The organism is Rhodococcus sp. ACPA1, from assembly GCF_002300195.1.
Taxonomy (GTDB): domain Bacteria; phylum Actinomycetota; class Actinomycetes; order Mycobacteriales; family Mycobacteriaceae; genus Rhodococcus_F; species Rhodococcus_F opacus.
This window is the reverse complement of record NZ_NSDX01000004.1, coordinates 764,098-781,727: the sequence shown is the minus strand read 5'-3', so window position 1 is coordinate 781,727 and position 17,630 is coordinate 764,098. Positions and strand designations below refer to the sequence as shown.

Annotated in this window: 18 protein-coding genes and 1 tRNA gene; 6 read left to right on the top strand and 13 right to left on the bottom strand. The window is 68.0% G+C overall.

What is annotated here, in order from left to right; genetic code table 11:
- Positions 1–59 precede the first annotated feature (59 nt).
- The 7 genes from pknB to CJ177_RS21550 form a co-directional block, all read right to left on the bottom strand.
- Positions 60–1,979 carry a Stk1 family PASTA domain-containing Ser/Thr kinase gene (gene pknB, locus CJ177_RS21585; RefSeq protein ID WP_005249079.1) on the bottom strand — a complete coding sequence of 640 codons (1,920 nt, stop codon included), beginning with the start codon at positions 1,977–1,979 and terminating at the stop codon, positions 60–62.
- Entirely contained in the window at positions 1,976–3,361 is a 1,386-nt protein-coding gene (locus CJ177_RS21580; RefSeq protein WP_095868547.1) for a protein kinase, read from the bottom strand. The genes pknB and CJ177_RS21580 overlap by 4 nt, the downstream gene beginning before the upstream one ends.
- Before the next feature lie 2 nt (positions 3,362–3,363).
- The gene (locus CJ177_RS21575; protein WP_005249077.1) at positions 3,364–4,851 is read right to left on the bottom strand and encodes a penicillin-binding transpeptidase domain-containing protein; all 1,488 of its coding nucleotides are present in this window, start codon (positions 4,849–4,851) and stop codon (positions 3,364–3,366) included.
- Positions 4,848–6,302, bottom strand: a complete 1,455-nt coding sequence (locus CJ177_RS21570) for an FtsW/RodA/SpoVE family cell cycle protein (protein WP_005249076.1) — start codon at positions 6,300–6,302, stop codon at positions 4,848–4,850. The genes CJ177_RS21575 and CJ177_RS21570 overlap by 4 nt, the downstream gene beginning before the upstream one ends.
- On the bottom strand, positions 6,302–7,771 hold the full coding sequence (locus tag CJ177_RS21565; RefSeq protein ID WP_095868546.1) for a PP2C family serine/threonine-protein phosphatase: 1,470 nt from the start codon (positions 7,769–7,771) through the stop codon (positions 6,302–6,304). The genes CJ177_RS21570 and CJ177_RS21565 overlap by 1 nt, the downstream gene beginning before the upstream one ends.
- The gene (locus CJ177_RS21560) at positions 7,768–8,232 is read right to left on the bottom strand and encodes an FHA domain-containing protein (RefSeq protein WP_005249074.1); all 465 of its coding nucleotides are present in this window, start codon (positions 8,230–8,232) and stop codon (positions 7,768–7,770) included. Before CJ177_RS21560 ends, CJ177_RS21565 begins: the two co-directional genes overlap by 4 nt.
- 256 nt (positions 8,233–8,488) lie before the next feature.
- Positions 8,489–9,793 (bottom strand): DUF3662 and FHA domain-containing protein, encoded by a 1,305-nt coding sequence (locus tag CJ177_RS21550; protein WP_005263441.1) that lies wholly within the window; start codon positions 9,791–9,793, stop codon positions 8,489–8,491.
- Positions 9,794–10,049: 256 nt separating this feature from the next.
- Between CJ177_RS21550 and CJ177_RS21545 the strand changes: the two genes are divergently transcribed.
- The 5 genes from CJ177_RS21545 to CJ177_RS21525 all read left to right on the top strand — a co-directional run bounded on the left by CJ177_RS21545 (position 10,050) and on the right by CJ177_RS21525 (position 12,701).
- A tRNA-Leu gene (locus CJ177_RS21545) sits at positions 10,050–10,135 on the top strand.
- Between the two features lie 280 nt (positions 10,136–10,415).
- Positions 10,416–10,811: a DUF6292 family protein gene (locus CJ177_RS21540; protein WP_005249071.1), complete on the top strand. Its 396-nt coding sequence runs from the start codon at positions 10,416–10,418 to the stop codon at positions 10,809–10,811.
- Positions 10,812–10,865: 54 nt separating this feature from the next.
- A complete protein-coding gene (locus CJ177_RS21535; RefSeq protein ID WP_005249070.1) occupies positions 10,866–11,519 on the top strand; it encodes a hypothetical protein in 654 nt (217 codons plus the stop codon).
- Positions 11,516–11,977: an RDD family protein gene (locus tag CJ177_RS21530; protein WP_005249069.1), complete on the top strand. Its 462-nt coding sequence runs from the start codon at positions 11,516–11,518 to the stop codon at positions 11,975–11,977. Before CJ177_RS21535 ends, CJ177_RS21530 begins: the two co-directional genes overlap by 4 nt.
- Positions 11,978–12,017: 40 nt before the next feature.
- Positions 12,018–12,701 (top strand): helix-turn-helix domain-containing protein, encoded by a 684-nt coding sequence (locus tag CJ177_RS21525; RefSeq protein WP_005249068.1) that lies wholly within the window; start codon positions 12,018–12,020, stop codon positions 12,699–12,701.
- Here the strand turns inward: CJ177_RS21525 and CJ177_RS21520 are convergent.
- Positions 12,691–13,086, bottom strand: coding sequence for a VOC family protein (locus CJ177_RS21520; RefSeq protein ID WP_179443259.1), 396 nt, complete (start codon positions 13,084–13,086; stop codon positions 12,691–12,693). The genes CJ177_RS21525 and CJ177_RS21520 overlap by 11 nt on opposite strands.
- Positions 13,087–13,197: 111 nt before the next feature.
- Here CJ177_RS21520 and CJ177_RS21515 point away from each other — a divergent pair, with 111 nt between their 5' ends.
- On the top strand, positions 13,198–13,593 hold the full coding sequence (locus CJ177_RS21515) for an SRPBCC family protein (RefSeq protein WP_037182051.1): 396 nt from the start codon (positions 13,198–13,200) through the stop codon (positions 13,591–13,593).
- 63 nt (positions 13,594–13,656) lie between these two features.
- Here CJ177_RS21515 and CJ177_RS21510 read toward each other — a convergent pair whose 3' ends face one another.
- The 5 genes from CJ177_RS21510 to CJ177_RS21490 form a co-directional block, all read right to left on the bottom strand.
- Complete coding sequence (locus tag CJ177_RS21510) at positions 13,657–14,700, bottom strand: DDE-type integrase/transposase/recombinase (protein ID WP_218835122.1); 1,044 nt, start codon at positions 14,698–14,700, stop codon at positions 13,657–13,659.
- Positions 14,673–15,131: a hypothetical protein gene (locus CJ177_RS21505; protein WP_061040765.1), complete on the bottom strand. Its 459-nt coding sequence runs from the start codon at positions 15,129–15,131 to the stop codon at positions 14,673–14,675. The genes CJ177_RS21510 and CJ177_RS21505 overlap by 28 nt, the downstream gene beginning before the upstream one ends.
- A gap of 117 nt (positions 15,132–15,248) precedes the next feature.
- Positions 15,249–16,016, bottom strand: a complete 768-nt coding sequence (locus CJ177_RS21500; RefSeq protein WP_005249062.1) for a hypothetical protein — start codon at positions 16,014–16,016, stop codon at positions 15,249–15,251.
- Positions 16,013–16,681 carry a hypothetical protein gene (locus tag CJ177_RS21495; RefSeq protein WP_025431553.1) on the bottom strand — a complete coding sequence of 223 codons (669 nt, stop codon included), beginning with the start codon at positions 16,679–16,681 and terminating at the stop codon, positions 16,013–16,015. Before CJ177_RS21495 ends, CJ177_RS21500 begins: the two co-directional genes overlap by 4 nt.
- A gap of 70 nt (positions 16,682–16,751) precedes the next feature.
- Positions 16,752–17,612: a glycoprotein gene (locus CJ177_RS21490; protein WP_095868545.1), complete on the bottom strand. Its 861-nt coding sequence runs from the start codon at positions 17,610–17,612 to the stop codon at positions 16,752–16,754.
- Positions 17,613–17,630 lie beyond the last annotated feature (18 nt).

Genomic DNA, 17,630 nt, shown 5'->3' with positions numbered 1-17,630 from the left:
GCCTGTGAGTGGTCGACGAGTCCTGAGACTCCTCAACCACTCACAGGCGGCGGAGCCGCCTACCGCGGGATGCCCAGCGCGCCGACACCGACCGAGACGACACCGTTCTTGGTGATCTCCGATCCCGGCGGCTGTTCCTGGCTGATGATCTTGCCGACCATCTCCGGGTCCAGGGTGGACGTCTGCGTCTGATTGATCGAACTCGACGACCCGCTCCAGCCGGCGCTGCGCAGCTCGGCGAGCGCCTGCGACACCGTCTTGCCCGTCAGGTCCGGCATCTCGATGTTGTTGCCGTTCGACACCCGGATCTGGATCGTGTCGCCCTTGGCGGCGGTGGAGCCGCCGACGGGGTCGGTGGAGACGACCTGTCCCTTCGGCACACCGGAATCGATATTCTGGATCTGCACCTTGAAGCCGGCGCCCTCGATGTTCGCCTGCGCGACCTCGACCTTCTGGCCGGTCACGTCGGGAATGCGGATCTGCTCCGGCCCGGTGCCCAGCGTGACGGCGACCTCGGAATCGAGGGAGATGCTCGCCCCCGAGGACGGGTTCTGCTCGATCACCTTGTCGATGTCGGACACGTCCGACGGTGCGCGGGCGACGGCGGTGTCGAGTCGCAGACCCACCGCGTTCAGCTCCTGCTGCGCTTCCTGCTGGGTGAGGCCGGCGAGCCGCGGGACCTTCACCTGTTCGGGGCCCGACGACACCTCGAGGGTGATCGTGCTGCCCTCGTCCACCTGCACCCCGCCGACGGGCCGGGTGGTGATGACGTTGCCGGTCGCCACGACGGCGTCCGGTTTCTGCTGCCGGGCGACGCGGAAACCGAGGTTCTGCAGTGTCGTCTCGGCGTCGTCCGCGGCCTGGTTCGTGACGTCCGGCATGGTCACCTGATCGGCCTTCGAACCCGGTCCCACGGACCAGAGGAACGCGCCGACGATGCCGACGACGATGAGGGCGCCCAGCGCCATCAACGCCACCCGCATCGGGTTCTTCTTCTTGTCGGGCTCGCCGCCGTCCGTCTTCGACGCGGTGGCCGGGGTGGGTGACTGCGGACGCCGGTAGTTCCCCGCGCCGGAGTCGACGGCACCGAGGATCGTGGTGCGGTCCTCGTCGCTCATCACCATCGGCGCGCTGGGGCGTTGCCCGCCGAGCACCCGGACCAGGTCGCTGCGCATGTCCGCGGCGGTCTGGTAGCGGTTGGCGGGGTTCTTGCTCATCGCCTTGAGGATCACCGAGTCGAGCTCACGCGGAATGTCCGGGTTGACCACGGACGGTGTCTGCGGGTCCTCCCGCACGTGCTGGTACGCGACCGCGACCGGGGAGTCACCCTTGAACGGGGGTTCTCCGGTGAGGATCTCGAACAGCACGCACCCGAGCGAGTACACGTCCGAGCGGGCGTCGACCTGCTCGCCGCGGGCCTGCTCGGGCGACAGGTACTGGGCGGTGCCGATGACGGCAGCGGTCTGCGTCATGGGGCTGGACGCGTCGGAGATCGCTCGCGCGATGCCGAAGTCCATCACCTTCACCGCGCCGGCACGGTTGATCATCACGTTGGCGGGCTTCACGTCGCGGTGGACGATGCCGTTGCGGTGGCTGAAGTCGAGCGCCGCGCACACGTCGGAGATGACCTCCATCGCGCGGCGGGGCGCCATCGGGCCCTCGCTGCGCACGATGTCCCGCAACGTGTCGCCGTCGACGTACTCCATCACGATGTACGGCAGCGGTCCCGCGTCGGTTTCCGCCTCGCCGGTGTCGTAGACGGCCACGATCGCCGGATGATTCAGCGCCGCGGCGTTCTGCGCCTCGCGGCGGAACCGGAGGTAGAACGTGGGGTCGCGGGCGAGGTCGGCGCGCAGGACCTTGATCGCGACGTCACGGCTGAGCCGGACGTCGCGGGCGAGGTGGACCTCGGACATGCCACCGAAGCCGAGAATCTCACCCAGCTCGTAGCGTGAGGAGAGGTTGCGCGGTGTCGTCATGGCAGTCCTTGTGGGGTCGGAGTAGTTGACTCCTCCGACGTGGTCGTCGTGGTCGTCGTCGTGGGTGCAGTGGTGGTCGTGGTGGTGGTAGTCGTCGTCGGCTCTGTCGTCGTCGTGGTCGGCGGCTGGGTGGTGGTCGTCGTGAACGGCTGGGTGGTGGTCGTCGTGTACGGCGGCTCGGTGGTGGTCGTCGGTTCCTCGGTCGTGGTGGTGGTCGTCGGCCGCGGTGTCGTCGTGATCGTCCTCAGCGAGGATGTAATCGCCGGCGACGTCGGTTCCTTCGTGTCACCACCGTCGAACAGGACGAGCGCGAGCGCGATGATCGCCGCCAGCACGAGCAGACCACCCGCACCCCAGGCCACGGCCTTCTGGCCGCTGGTCAGCCCGCCCTTCTTGCCGTTACCGTTCGAGTCGTCCGGTGGCACCTGCCCCATGACCGGTCCCGCGTACGCGGTCTGCGAGGGCGGCATCATCTGGGTTGCACCGGTCATCGGCGGGGGCAGCACCCGCCCCGACCCGGTACCCGACATGCCGGGCGGCGGGGGACGCCTGCCTGCCCGGACCGCCGCGACCGCGTCGGCGAACTCTCCGCCACTGGCGTAGCGGGTGCTCGGATCCTTCGTGATCGTGATGTCGATGAGTTCGCGGATGTTCGGCGGCAGGTCGCTCGGCAACGGTGCCGGTGCCTCCTGCACGTGCTTCATCGCGACGGTGATCGCGCCGTCGCCGACGAACGGGCGACGTCCCGACAGCGCCTCGTAGCCGACGATGCCGAGAGAGTACACGTCGCTCGCCGAGGTCGCGTCCTGCCCGAGCGCCTGCTCGGGGGCGATGTACTGCGCGGTGCCCATCACCATGCCGGTGCGCGTGACCGGCGAGTTCTCCACGGCCTTCGCGATGCCGAAGTCGGTGATCTTCACCTGGCCGGTGGGGGTGATCAGGATGTTGCCCGGTTTCACGTCGCGGTGCACGACTCCGGCATCGTGCGCCACCTGCAGCGCCCGGCCGGTCTGCTCGAGCATGTCCAGTGCGTGCGGCACCGCGAGGCGGCCCACCCGTGCGAGGACGGCGTTGAGCGGCTCACCGTTGACGAGTTCCATCACCAGGTAGGCGGTGGAATCGCCGGTGGCGTCGCGGACCTCGCCGTAGTCGTAGATTCCGGCGATGCCGGAATGGTTCAGCTGCGCGGTGGTGCGCGCCTCGAAGCGGAATCGTTCGACGAACTCCGGGTCGGACGAGAACTCGGACTTCAGCACCTTCACCGCGACACGACGGTTGAGCCGGTTGTCCGTCGCTTCCCAGACCTGTCCCATTCCGCCCGTGGCGATGAGCCGGATCAGACGGTATCGATTGGCGATCAGCGCGCCGTTGTTCAGTGCCACAATCAGCCCCCTTGTAGTCCGGCTGCGATGACGGCACGGCCGATAGGTGCAGCCACCGAGCCGCCGGTTGCGGCCAGTGCACGATCTCCGCCGTCCTCGACGATGACCGCGATGGCCACGGTCGGGTTCTGGGCGGGTGCGAATCCGATGTACCAGGCGTGGGGCGGGGTGTTCCGAGGGTCGGTCCCGTGCTCGGCGGTGCCCGTCTTGGACGCGATCTGGACGCCCGGGATCTTGCCTTCGCCGCTGGTGTTGTTCTCGGAACCGATCATCAGGTCGGTCAGGGTGGCCGCCACCTGGGACGACATCGCCTGGCCTTCGGACACCGGGTTGGTGGTCGCGAGGTTGGAGAGATCCGGCCCCTGCAGTTCGGACACCAGCTGCGGTTGCATCCGCACGCCACCGTTGGCGACGGTAGCCGCGATCATCGCGTTCTGCAGCGGAGTGAGCGCGACGTCCCGCTGGCCGATGCTGCTCTGGCCGAGTGCGGCGTCGTCGGGGATCGATCCGATCGTGCTGTCCGCGACGGGGAACGGGACGCCGGGCATCTGCCCACCGATGCCGAGCGCGCTGGACTCGTCGCTGACGGCGTCGGTGCCGGTCTTCACACCGAGTTCGACGAACGCCGTGTTGCAGGACCGCGCGAACGCCTCACGCAACGACGCGGTGGGTGCGCCGCCACACGTGGAGCCGTTGTAGTTCTCGAGCGTCGTCGACGTGCCGGGAAGGGTGATCTGCGGTGCCGCGGTGAGCTGGGTGTCAGGGGTGGTTCCGGCGGCGAGCGCGGCGGCGGTCACCACCACCTTGAACGTGGAACCGGGCGGGTACGTCTGCGACACCGCACGGTTGATCAGCGGCTTCTCCGGGTCGGCGTTCAGGGCTTCCCACGCCTGGGTGGTTTCGGTGCCGTCGTGGCTGGCGAGCGAGTTGGGGTCGTAGCTGGGGGTGCTGACCATCGTGAGGATGCGTCCGGTGCTCGGCTCGATCGCCACGACCGAACCGGTGTAGCCCTTCGCCGTCAGCTCGTCGTACGCAACCTGCTGCATGACCGGGTTGATGGTGGTCACCACGTTGCCGCCGCGGGGGTCGCGCCCGGACACGAGGTCGAAGAAGCGTCGTCCGAACAGCCGGTTGTCGGAACCGTTGAGGACCGGGTCCTCGGTCCGCTCGAGACCGGTGCTGCCGTACTGCATCGAGTAGAACCCGGTGACCGGTGCGTTGGCCAGCGGGCTGGACGGTGCCGCCGGGTTGGGCGGGTAGGTGCGCAGGTACTTGTAGCGGTCGTCGGTCGGGACGGACGCCGCGAGCACCTGGCCGGCCGCCGAGATCTGGCCGCGCTGGCGCGAGTACTCGTCGAGCAGCACGCGCGAGTTCCGCGGATCGGCCCGCAGGTTGTCCGCCTTGATGACCTGGACGTAGGTGGCGTTGGCGAGGAGGGCGACCACCATCACCATGACGGCGATCGCGACGCGACGCAGAGGTGTGTTCATGAGCGCGGCACCATCTCGGTCGGGGCGTCGGCGATGGGTGCGGGGCCCTTCTTCTTCGGGACGGCCGGCTCACGGGCGGCGTCGGAGATCTTGATCAGGATCGCGAGGAGGAGATAGTTGGCGAGCAGCGACGACCCACCGTACGACATGAACGGCGTTGTCAGGCCGGTGAGCGGGATCAGCTTGGTGACTCCGCCGACCACCACGAACACCTGCACCGCGATCGTGAACGACAGACCGGCCGCGAGCAGCTTGCCGAAACTGTCCCGGACGGCCAGCGCGGTGCGCAGACCGCGGATGACCAGGATCAGGAACAGCATCAGGACGGCGGCGAGACCGATGAGACCGAGCTCCTCACCGATCGTGGCGACGATGAAGTCGGTCTTCGCGAACGGCACCTGGGCGGGTCGTCCGCTGCCGAGCCCCGTTCCGGCGACGCCGCCCGTGGCGAGCCCGAACAGCGACTGCGAGATCTGGTAGCCGGTGTTGTTGTAGTCGGCCAGCGGGTCGAGCCAGGTGCTGACGCGAACCCGGACGTGGCCGAACAGCTGGTAGGCGAAGAAGAAGCCGATTCCGAGCAGTCCGGCGCCGATGAGCAGCCATCCGACGCGCTCGGTGGCGATGTACAGCATCACGAGCACGGTGCTGAACAGCAGCAGCGACGTGCCGAGGTCCTTCTCCAGTACGAGCACGCCCACCGACACCATCCACGCGAGGAGGATGGGTCCGAGGTCACGGGCGCGGGGGAGGTCGATTCCGAACACGTGCTTGCCTGCGGTGGTGAACAGGTCGCGCTTCGCGACCAGCACCGACGCGAAGAAGATGATCAGGAGGATCTTCGCGAACTCGCCGGGCTGAATGCTGAAGCCGGGGAGGCGGATCCAGATCTTCGCACCGTTCACCTCGGAGAAGCTGGACGGCAGGATCGCCGGAATGGCGAGGAACACCAGTCCGGCCAGGCCCAGCGTGTAGCTGTAGCGGGCCAGGAGGCGGTAGTCCTTGAGCAGCACCAGCACGGCCACGAAACCGGCGATCGCCAGCGTCGTCCACAGCACCTGCTGGTTGGCGTCCGGCGACGGCACGGGCAACCCGAAGTAGGCGGCGGACTGTGCGTCGGCGAGGTCGAGTCGGTGGATCAGCACCAGTCCGAGGCCGTTGAGCAGCGCGACGATCGGCAGGATCAGCGGGTCGGCGTACGGCGCGAACCGGCGCACCGCGAGATGCGCGATCAGGAACAGCGCCGAATAGGCGGCGGCGTACTTGGCGAGGTCCCAGGTGATGCTCTGTTCCTGGCTGGCCTCGACCAGTACCAGCGAGATCGTCGTGATCAGGATCGCGAAACCGATCAGGATCAGCTCGGTGCCCCGACGCGTCGACTGGACGGGGGCTGGCGCGAACCCGCCGGGGGGACTGGGAAACTGCGCCCCCGGTGATGCACTTGCGACCGACATCAGCTAGCCGTCCTGCAGTTCTGACCGGGGATCTGGGTCACGGTCGGCGCCGGGGTGGCGGTCGGAGTCGGGGGTGTGGTCGGCCCCGGAGCGGGCGGTACCTCGGCCGGGGGAACAGGTGCAGGCGCGGGCGGCGGCGTGGTCTCCGGGACGGGAGCCGGCGTCGGTGCCGGAGTGGTCGTCGTGGTGGTGGACGACTCCGACTCGCAGACCGGAAGCAGATCGTTCTGGGCGAGCCGCGTCATCTGGTTGCGGACGTCGTCGAGCTTGCCCGAGGGCAGCCCGGCACGCACCTGCTCGCGGGCGGACGGCTGGAGGTCGTCGACCTCGAGGATGGTGCACCCGTTCGGTGATTCGGTCGGCGACATCAACGTCAGCTCGCCGGCATCGCTGACACAGCCGACGAGATTCGCTTCCTGCAGCGAGTAACCCAGCACCGAGCCGGGAACTCCGCGCAGCACCGTGACGCGTTCGCCGTCGGCGCCGACGTAGTAGTTGTCGCGGACCAGAGCCCGCCCCACGAAGGCAGCGACGGCGACCACGACGATCAGACCGAGCGCGAGTGCAGCCCACCACATGCGGTGACGCTTCTTCTTCGTCGGCGGTTCCTCGACCTGCGGGACGACCCGCTTCGGGGTGGCCCGCGGCGGACGCATCGCGGCGGCACGCCCGGCGGCCGTGTTGGGCGGCGGTGTGTCCTCTTCGTCGTCGGCGGAGGCGGCACCGGCGACGATGGGGTGGCTCTGCCCGTAGTCGAGGTCGATGACATCCGCGACGACGACCGTCACGTTGTCCGGGCCGCCGCTGCGCAGGGCGAGTTCGATGAGCCGGTCGGCGCACTCGTCCTGCGAGCCCTCCCGCATCGTGTTCTCGATCGTCTCGTCGCTGACCACGTCCGACAGTCCGTCGGAGCACAGCAGGTAACGGTCGCCTGCGCGCGCCTCGCGGACCGTCAGCGTCGGCTCGATCTCGTTGCCGGTGAGGGCACGCATGATGAGCGACCGCTGCGGGTGGGTATGAGCCTGCTCGGCGGTGATCCGTCCCTCGTCGACGAGGGACTGCACGAACGTGTCGTCCCGGGTGATCTGCGCGAGCGAATCGTCGCGGAGCAGGTAGGCGCGGGAGTCACCGATGTGGACCAGCCCGAGCTTGTTGCCGGAGAACAGGATTGCGGTGAGGGTGGTGCCCATGCCGTCGAGTTCGGGGTCCTCCTCGACGTGGTCGGCGATGGAGTCGTTGCCCTCCCGGGTGGCGGCCTCGAGCTTGCCGAGAAGGTCTTCGCCGGGCTCGTCGTCGTCGAGATGCGCGAGGGCCGCGATCATCAACTGCGACGCGACCTCACCGGCCGCGTGCCCGCCCATGCCGTCCGCGAGCGCCAGCAGGCGGGCCCCGGCGTACACGGAATCTTCGTTGTTGGAACGGACAAGGCCACGGTCGCTGCGGGCGGCATAGCGGAGTACGAGGGTCACGGGCGCAACTCGATTACCGTCTTGCCGACCCGTACGGGGGTACCGAGCGGCACGCGGACAGATGTGGTGACCTTGGCGCGATCCAGATACGTGCCGTTGGTCGAGCCGAGGTCTTCGACGTACCAGTCGGCGCCTCGCGGGGAGAGCCGAGCGTGGCGGGTGGAGGCGTAGTCATCGGTGAGAACGAGGGTGGAGTCGTCGGCCCGGCCGATGAGGACGGGCTGGGTGCCGAGGGTGATGCGCGTGCCGGCGAGGCCGCCCTGCGTCACCACCAGATACTTGGCCGTCTTGGTCTTCCCCAGCGACGGCAGCACATTGCCGCTGCGCGAATATCGGGGCGGCACACGGACGCCGGAGCCGGCGTAGATGTCGCCGCGCAACGCTCGCAGAACGGTCCAGACGAACAGCCACAGCAGGAGCAGGAACCCTGCTCGTGTGAGTTGCAGAATCAAACCTTGCACGGCAGTCCACCTCCTTCTGTGGCCGGAACGTTCGAGGTTCCGGCGTCTTTTTCTGGCAGCATCATAGGGGCAACCCGCACCCTGCGATCAGGATACGGACAGCCCACAACGATACGGAGTCCCCACCGTGTTACGTCCGACACGGGCTCCGACGCGGTGTCGGTCCAGTATCGAAGCCGTCTCGGTTGTGTCTCGGTGAGGGAGTTCGGGATCGGGTATCGGCGGTTCCTACTGGGGGTCCTGATTCGGTGGAGCCTCAGAGGATTCGGACCAGGATCTCCGAATGACCTGCCCGGATGATGTCTCCGTCGGCCAGCTGCCAATCCTGCACGGGGGCACCGTTGACGGTGGTTCCGTTGGTCGAGCCGAGGTCGGACAGCATCGCGACCTGTCCGTCCCAGCGAATGTCGATGTGGCGGCGCGACACACCGGTGTCGGGCAGGCGGAACTGTGCCTCTTGGCCGCGGCCGATGATGTTGTTGCCCTCACGCAGCTGGAAGTGGCGTCCGCTGCCGTCCTCGAGCTGCAGCGTCGCCGTGAACGTGTGGCCGTCGGTCGCGTAGGCCTGCTGGCCGTAACCGCCCTGGTCGTAGTCGGCGTAGCCCTGCTGGTCGTACGCCTGCTGGTCGTAACCGCCCTGCTGGTAGCCACCGCGGTCGTAACCCTGGTCGTAGCCCTGCGGCTGCTGGTAGCCGGCGTCGGCGTAGGAACCGTCCGGGTAGCGGGCCGGAGCAGCCTGCTGGTCGTATGCCTGCGGGTCGTAGCCCTGCTGGTAGCCGCCCTGCTGGTAGTCGTAGCCGGCGTCCGCGGGCTGGTCGTAGCCGGGAGCCTGCGCGCCCTGGTCGTACGCCTGGCCGTACGCCGCATCCTGGGGGTACCCGCCGCGCTGGTCGTCGGGGTACTGCTGCTGGTCGTAGCCGCCCTGCTGGTAGCTGCCGCGGTCGTAACCGTTCTGGTAGCCCTGCGGGTACCGCTGGTCCTGACCTGCATGGGCATGACCGTTGCGCGCGTACTGAGGGTCGGGATTGCGGTTGCCCGCTGGTTCGCGGCTGGGGTCGTAGCCTGAGTTCTGCGTCATGGGGCCAGCTCCTGGATTCGACGTGACGGGTACAAACGGTGCCTGTGGTCGCGGTGCGGGACCGCCTGGCGGTTCGGGTCGCCCCGGCGTGGCCGCCCCTGGGCGGCCGGCATCCGGATCCACCGAACCCCGGGTGCGGAACTGCCCGGTGTGCAGTGAAGGCGACGGTTCGAACGCGACATGAATGGGACCATACGTCTGCCAGCCCTGGTCGCGAATGAAGTCTTCGAGGTGTCGGGCGAAGGCCTTGACCGTCAAGTCCCTGTCGGCGGCAAGTTCTTCGTGGTCCGAGTTGTTGATGGCGATGACATAGCTGTTCGGCGCGAGCAGGTGCCCACCGTCCAACTGCTGGATTCGGTCGGAGGCTTCCTGCTGAAGCGCGGCCTCCACCTCCTGTGGCACCACGCCGCCGCCGAAGACCCGGGCGAACGCGTCACCCACGGCTCCCTGGAGCTTCCGCTCGAAACGTTGAACTATCCCCATCGGAACCTCCTCACGGTGCCTGGCTGTCGGGCCTTACTGTCCTCGGTGCGCGGTGGCTGTGACGAGACATGTCCGTGTCGCGCCACTGCCGTGCGTGGATCCCACGGTACTGTCATTGCCTCGGGCCACGACACGGGTCTACGCCATTGCATGATATCGGTCTTTGCCTGCACGAGTGTTTTTGTGGCCTTTTCGGGTCCTGACCTGTACGAATCGTAATTTCTGGCGACCTCGTGTTAATGTTTCCGGGTCGCTCGGGCGAGTGGCGGAATGGCAGACGCGCTGGCTTCAGGTGCCAGTGTCCTTCGGGACGTGGGGGTTCAAGTCCCCCTTCGCCCACCACAAGCGATTCTCCGGAATCGCGACATCGAGGCCACGAACTCCACGAGTTCGTGGCCTTTGTGTTTTGCCCGCAAGGAGCGGGGGTGGTGTATCCCCACCCCAGGGTGGCTACCGGGCGCCCCGTCGCAGCCCGACGATGGAGTAGAAGCCTCGTCGCGAACCTCCGGCCCTTCCGGACCTGAACCCGTCCTCTCGGCGGTCCGTGACGAATGACTCGAGTGTGAACCTGCCGTCCGGCTCCTTCCGCTGGGTTTCTGCGAATGTCGAGAGTGGGTTGTGTATGAGCATCAGCCAGGTCCGGGCCACCAGCTCGGCAAACGTCGGTGAGTACGTCGGTTCCGTCGCGACGACGGTGGGCGCCCTGTCGGTCGACTGGTGGTGCACCCCCGCTTTCGACGCGGTCGTGACCCTGTCCTGCGAGATCCCCTACTACCGCGGCCGGAAGGCTGTTCTGGCCTGGAACCGCCATTTCGGGTGGTCGCTCGGGGTCCACGGACTCACCCAGGGGAACGTGCTGGTGGTCGAGGGACTCGGATTGGGACCGGCACCGGATCCCGCGCGCTGCTCGGATCGGGTCGCCGAGTTGATCGCCGAACTCGCCGACTGGGCCCCTCGGCCGGCGTCCGGACAGCCCGCCCCACGTATCGTGCACGGCCCCGGCGCACCCCGCGGGTGAATCAGATTCCGGGAACCCCTGCATCCTCGGCGTGGACCGGCTTGGATTACGAGTATGGACGGCAGGAAAGCCCCCGATCCGCTGCGCCTCGCGGCCGGCGTAGCCGCGACTGCCGGCGGTGCGTTGCAACGTGTGATCGGATTCGGCGTCGACACTGCGCGAGTCCTGCCGGGCGTCGACCCGCTGCTGGTCGCCCTCGAGGAACGCGGCACCCAGACGCTCCGCAACGCGGACGAACTCGCGGATCGGTTGCTGCACGCGGTGCTCCGGAGAATCGTGCAGGTCGCTCTTCAGGAGGTGGACCTCACCGCGATCGTGCGTGATCACGTCGACCTGGACGTCGTCGCCGAGGGCATCGACATCCAGCGCATCATCGACCGGGTCGACGTGGACGCCATCGCCGCCCGCATCGACATCCCGCAGATTCTCGATCGCGTCGACATCGACGCCGTCGCCGCGCGGGTGGACGTGGGCGCGATCGTCGACCGCGTCGACGTGGATTCCGTCATCGGACGCGTCGACCTGGTGGTTCTGGCGGACACGGTGATCGAGGGCGTCGACCTGCCGCGCATCATCCGCGAGTCGACCGACTCGATGTCCAACGAGGCGGTCCGGGGGGTGCGGACCCAGGGCATGCAGGCCGACGACGCCGTCGCAGGATTCGTGGGCAAGTTGTTCGGGCGCGCGCACGAACCGGGCGATGCATGAGCGCGCCGGCCCATCGCTCCGCCGGAATCGTCACCAGGGGGCTGGCCTGCGGCATCGATCTGGGGGTCGTCCTCGCCGTCATGGGCGGCATCTACGTGGGCGCGCTGTTCCTGCGCTTGTTGTTCTCACCGCAGGAATTCTCGTTTCCCGACGCCAACGCCGTGCTCTCCGCGACCTTGTTCGTCGGCGTGGCGGTGCTGTACCTGACGGCATGCTGGTCGGTGAGCGGCCGCACCGTCGGTGCCGTGACGATGGGGCTGCGGGTGGTCAGTCGCAACGGCGAACTGATCGGCTGGCTGCGCGCCTTCGTCCGGGCGGTGCTGTGCGTGATGTTCGGCTTCGGATTGTTGTGGGCGGCAGTCGACGGCCGGCGCCGGTCGCTGCAGGACATTCTGCTGCGGACCGCCGTCGTCTATGACTGGGAGCCGGATCTACATCCCGGCGAGCCGGAGATCTGACGCCACGCAGAGTGTCGTAGCAGCTGCCTAGCATGGAGACATGTACACGGAGCGGCGGTCGGTGTTTCCCGGCGCTGTGGTGTGGCAGAAGACCGCGGCCGGGGGTGAGGCCGCCATCTTGCCCGACGGCTGCATGGACCTCATCTGGATGAACGGCGACGTCGTCGTGGCCGGCCCCGACTCCCGGCCGTATCTCACCCGCAGCCGCGAGGGCGACCGTTACGTCGGATTACGTTGTTCCCCAGGAATATTGCCGGATCTCCTGGGGGTGCCGGCAGAGGAGCTGACCAATCTGCGGGTGCCACTCGCCGAACTGCTGACAGACCGCGCCACCAGGGAGTTCCTCGGCAGGATCGCCGACGACGCCGAACCCGGCCGGGCGCTCGAGGAGTTCGCGAGATCTCGCCGGCTCCTGGGGCCGCCGCCGGACAGCAGGATCCCCGCGATCGCGCGTCTTCTGGAGCAGCAGACGTCCGTCCGTGAGGTCGCGGACCGGATCGGTGTCGGCGAGCGCCAACTGCACCGCCTGTGCCGACGGCAATTCGGTTACGGGCCGAAGATGCTGGCCCGGATCCTTCGGTTGCAGTCGGCACTGGGGCTGGCGGATTCATCCATTCCCGCAGCTCAGGCCGCCGGCATGGCGGGGTTCGCCGATCAGGCCCACCTGATCCGCGAGGCGCACGAGTTGACCGGCCGCACGTTCGGTCAGCTGGTCACGGTGTGAGCGCGGCGAACAGGTCGACGGGGTTGCCGTCGGGATCGTCGACGGTGGCGTAACGCTGGCCCCACGGTGCATCCCACGGCTTCTTCCGGCCGGTGTAGCCGTCGCCCGTGAACTCGTCGAAGAGCGTGTCGACGTCGGCGGCGGTTCCGCAGTCGAAGGCGAGTCCGATGCGATGCCCGCCGGTCGGTTCGGTCCAGTCGGGTGTGAACGAGCGGATGGTCTCGACCGTGTCCCACAGCAGGCGGACCCCACCGGGAAACTCGAATTCGACGTGCGGTGCCTGATCGGCGTCGGCGGGGATGTCGAGTCCGAGCCGCCGGTAGAACGCGAGCGACGTGGGCAGGTCGTGGACGACCAGTTCGATGGCACTGAATGTTGCGGTCATATCGAGAACGCTAACGATCTCAGGCGGACCCGCATTGAAGGTTTCGGACATCGAGCACCGGAGTCCGATTTCTTCAATCACCCGTGCCGTGTAGCGGGGATGCTGGGTGTCATGACCACCGAATCAACCCATGTCAGTGTGTTCATCGCTCGGACCGCCGCCGACGTGTACGCCTACGCGAGCGACCCCGCCAACCTCCCCGCCTGGGCTTCGGGCCTGAGTACCAATATCACCCGGGACGGCGACCGCTGGCTCGCCGACTCCCCGATGGGACAGGTCGCCGTGACCTTCGCACCCGCCAACGACTACGGCGTCCTCGACCACGACGTCACCCTCCCCAGCGGCGACACCGTCTACAACCCCGTGCGCGTCATCCCCGACGGCGACCACAGCGAAGTCGTCTTCACCATCCGGCGACGCGACGGCGTCACCGCCGACGAATTCGCGCAGGACGCAGCGGCCGTCAACGCCGACCTGCAGAGGTTGAAGGGGTTGCTGGAGGCGTGAAGGGGTCGCAGGCCTTCGCGTTTGCACACCGATTGGTCACAGGCGCATGCAATTCGGAAGTTGTCAACCTGCCTGAGGCAGGTCGTGCTTGATATTGATTCCTGTCAATTGGGGTAGTTCCGGTGCTTGGGGGCGGCGACGGAACCGTTCGGGATGTTCGGTCCAGATCCGGTCGAGCCGGTCCTGACGGTACCGACGGATCGCGGCGGCGGTGCCGAAGAACACCGCAGCCGGTGTGTGCCGACTCAGACCGCCGTGCCGGTGCTCGTTCGCATACCGGTGCAAGAACTGCTCGGTCCATTCCCGCGCGTGACCGATATCGTCGAACCGTTCTGGGCAACTCGAGTCGTACTTGAGTGTTTTGAACAGCGATTCGGAGAACGGGTTGTCGTCACTGACCCGCGGCCGCGAGTACGACGCCGATACCCCCGCCGACTCCAGGGCATCGAGGAGTCCGGTCGAGCGCATCGACGCCCCGTTGTCGGCATGCAACACCAGCGGCACCCCGTACTTCTCGAACGCGGCAAGGAACATCTGCACCGCCATCTGTGTCGTCTCGGCGTACTCGATTCGCCAGGCCACCGGGTAACGAGAGAAAACGTCGATCGCCAGATACAGCAAGTACCGGTCCTGCTTGCGCGGCCCCTGGAGCATCGTGATGTCCCAGGACCACAACTGACCCACTTGCGCGGTCGCCACGACCGGCTTCGGTCGCGCGTTGCTTCCGCCGCGGCGCGTACGCCGACGATCCCCGGTCAGATTCTGCGACCGGGCGACCCGGTAGAACGTCCGCTCGGAGCAGGCCACCAGCCCCTCATCGAACGAACGCCAATATGTTTGCACCACAGACCGATCCGAATTCTCTTCGGCAAGTATCAGGTCGATGATCACCCGCCGTTCGGTCTCCGACAACGCCGCCGGTTGAGAGCGATCGGTGTGCGGGATCGGCCGCTCGACCGGCTGGTAGTGCTGGTAGTTATGGGCCAGCCGGTTGTAACTCGACCGGGCCAGACCGAGCAGGGCACTCGCCCGGGCGACGTGGATACCGGCCTGCTCATGGAGGGCGGTGACAGCGTCGATCAGGACAGCTTTCTGCGCTCGAGCCACTGCGCGTACTCGCTCGCGCTCATCAGGGCCGGCGGGATCTCCGTCGTGTCTTCCGTCGAGCGCTCGGTGATCCCCTGCAAGAGCTCGAATGCTTTTCCCAAGATCTGTTGCGCGGCCTCCGCCTGAACGACTTTCTCCTTGAGTCGTTCATTCTCCGCGCGGAGCTTGGCCACCTCCGCCCGTTCACGACTGTTCATCCGACGGCTCCTCGACTTCTCTGCTGCGGTCACCATTGCTGCAGTGAATTCTCCCCGATCGCGGGCCTTCAGCCACGCCTGGACCGTGGCACGGTCCATGTTGTTCTCCCTCATCAGCCGAGCCTTGGCGCCTCGTTCGATGCACTCGTCCCAGCGCCGCAGGAACTCGATCCGGTAGGCCAACGGGTACGAGCGCCTGCCGGTGGGGGTTAGTCCGAACTCTGCCTCGATCATGTCGGGCTCCACTTCCCCGCGTTCGTTGCCCGGTGTCTCACGACCATCCTGGCAACGAACGAATTGCGTGTGAAGCTGGCCAAAAGGTGTGCGGATGTAGGTAGAGGTCGCGATGTCTCAGACCCGTTCCGGACGACCTTCGGCTATGGCCGACGCTGCCGCGGACACCCGCTCGTACGCGGCCCGGGTGTCCGGTGCCAGCTTGCTGTGATCGATGACGATCCCCATGCCCAGATGTTCGTCGTAGGGGATGGTCTCGATGCCCCACACCTGTCCGCCCAGGTACTCGCGGAGGAGGTCGATGTCGACCTGCCAGCCGGTGGCGTCCTGATTCGACACGGTGACGACGGTGCGGGCGAGCCCGGGTTCGCCGAGCGTGTCACCGATCGACTGCAACGCGGAGCGGAGACGGTTGAACGCGTCCGCCCGGCACGGCACGACGAGGACGATGGGCGACGGAGTGGCCAGCAGCGGCGCAAGGTACGCGGCACGCAACCGGTGGCCGAGGTCGTGGACGGCACTTACTCCGCGAGCGCGTAGTGACCCTGTGAGAGTGTGGAATTCACGTTCCGACGCGGTCTGATTCCCGATCCGGTTCAGGATGCGGGTCCCGACGCTCGTGCGGGAGCAGTACCCGTCGAACACGTCGTCCGCGACGGGGCCGGCGGCCACCAGTTGCTCGAGGCCGCTCACGGAGAGCACGGCGTCGGCGCCGCGTTCGGCGACATCGCCGCCCGCGGGTGTCGCGTCGACGGCCACGACCGCGCCGCCGCGAGCTGCCGCGGTGTTGGCGAGCCCGAGCGTCGTCGTGGTGGCGCCGGCTCCTCCACACGCCCCGAGGACGAGCGTCGACACCGGAAGTGCCTGCAGCAGTTGGTCGGTCACTTCGCGTCTCCAATGGATGTGATGTACGTACGACCGTCGCGGTCCGCGGTGGTCACGACCTGCTCGTACTTCTTCGCCGACCCGTCCGGTCGCAGTTCCGACAGCGTCACGGCGTAGCGGCCGGGTTCGGTTTCGGTGATGGCGAGACAGTGCTCGGTGCCCTCGGGCACCGAATCGATGCCGCCCTGGATGGTCTCGGCGGACCCCACCGGCGCGTCGGGGGCGACCACCTCGCGGGCCTTCGCGCCGCTCCGTGCGACGTAGTACGCGTGGTCGAAGCCCAGGATCGCGGCGACGCCGTCGGACGTCCCGCCTGGACCGTTGCCGGTCACCGTCGAGCCGTCGCGGGATTCGACGCACCAGCCCGAATCGGCAGCGGCGACGGGGGTTCCACTCGCATCACCGGACGTCGAGGCGATCACGGCGACCACACCGGCGAGCACGGCGATCACCGCGGCGGCGGCGCCGGCGACAACTAGCCTCTGATTACCGCGAACAGGTGGGGTGGGATCGGGCTCGTCGCCCGGGGTCAGCCACGTCGGAGCGGGGGGTTGCTGCTCGGTTTCCGCGGCAGGAGCCGTCGACCGCGGTGCCGGGGCCGACGCGAAGGGCGGGAACCAGTGTGAGAAGCGGTCGAGGGGTGCCCTGTTCGGCGGTTCTGTCACAGTTGAATCCTCCACACCTCATTCCCTCGCGCGGAGCCGACCCCTGGCGGGCTCCACGCGAGGGAATCGGTCACACGTGCAGCGTCGCCTGGCTGCGCACGTTCACGCCGCCGATCGTGGTGGTCGCCGGACCGCTGTCGGTGGACTGCAGCTGCGGCAGTTGCGGTGCGGGCAGGGATGCGATCGTCTGGACCAGTTTCCCGAAGGCGGGGTACCGGTGGGCCGCATCCGCGATCGCGGCGGCGACGGGTGTGACGTCGACGGGTGCAGACCAGTTGGTGGGGTGCTCGGCATTGGAATCGGCCGAGAACGCGGAGACGGTGGCCGCGGTCGGCGAGGACGGGTCGACGGCGATGCCCGCGGTGCCGGTGGCGTCACCGACGCGCCAGCCGATGGTGCCGACGTATCCCTCGGGGTTGCCGTACTGGCGACCGTTGACGGCCACCGGAACCGCGCCGACCAGTGTGTCGGCGGCCGCGTTCACCTCGACCACCGGCGTCGGCACGGGCAGGGCGGGGGCGACGGGTGCCTGGTGCGCCCTCGGCATGTCGTCGGGGTCGATCCACACGGTCGCGGGCTGGGCGGCCGGTGCCTCGTCGACCACTGCCTCGTCGACGACTCCCTCGGCGGTGGGCGCTGCCAGGTCCGGAGCAGCAGGCGCAACCGTCTCGGCACCCGGCACCGCCAGCGGAGCCTGCGGGGGAGCGGGCGTCGTCGCGGCCGCAGCCGCCGGGTCGGTGACGCCCGGCTGCGACGTGGTGGGCGGCGTCGTCGGGTCCGTCACGCCGGGCTGCGACGTGGTGGGCGCGGCCTGGGGGTCGGTGACGCCCGGCTGCGACGTGGACGGCGGGGTGGTCGGAGCGGCGTGTGCCGTCGCGGCACCGAGCAGTGCGGCGGCGGACACCGAAATCGCGGCTGCCAGAGCGCGCATGCGGATTCTCAAGTCTTG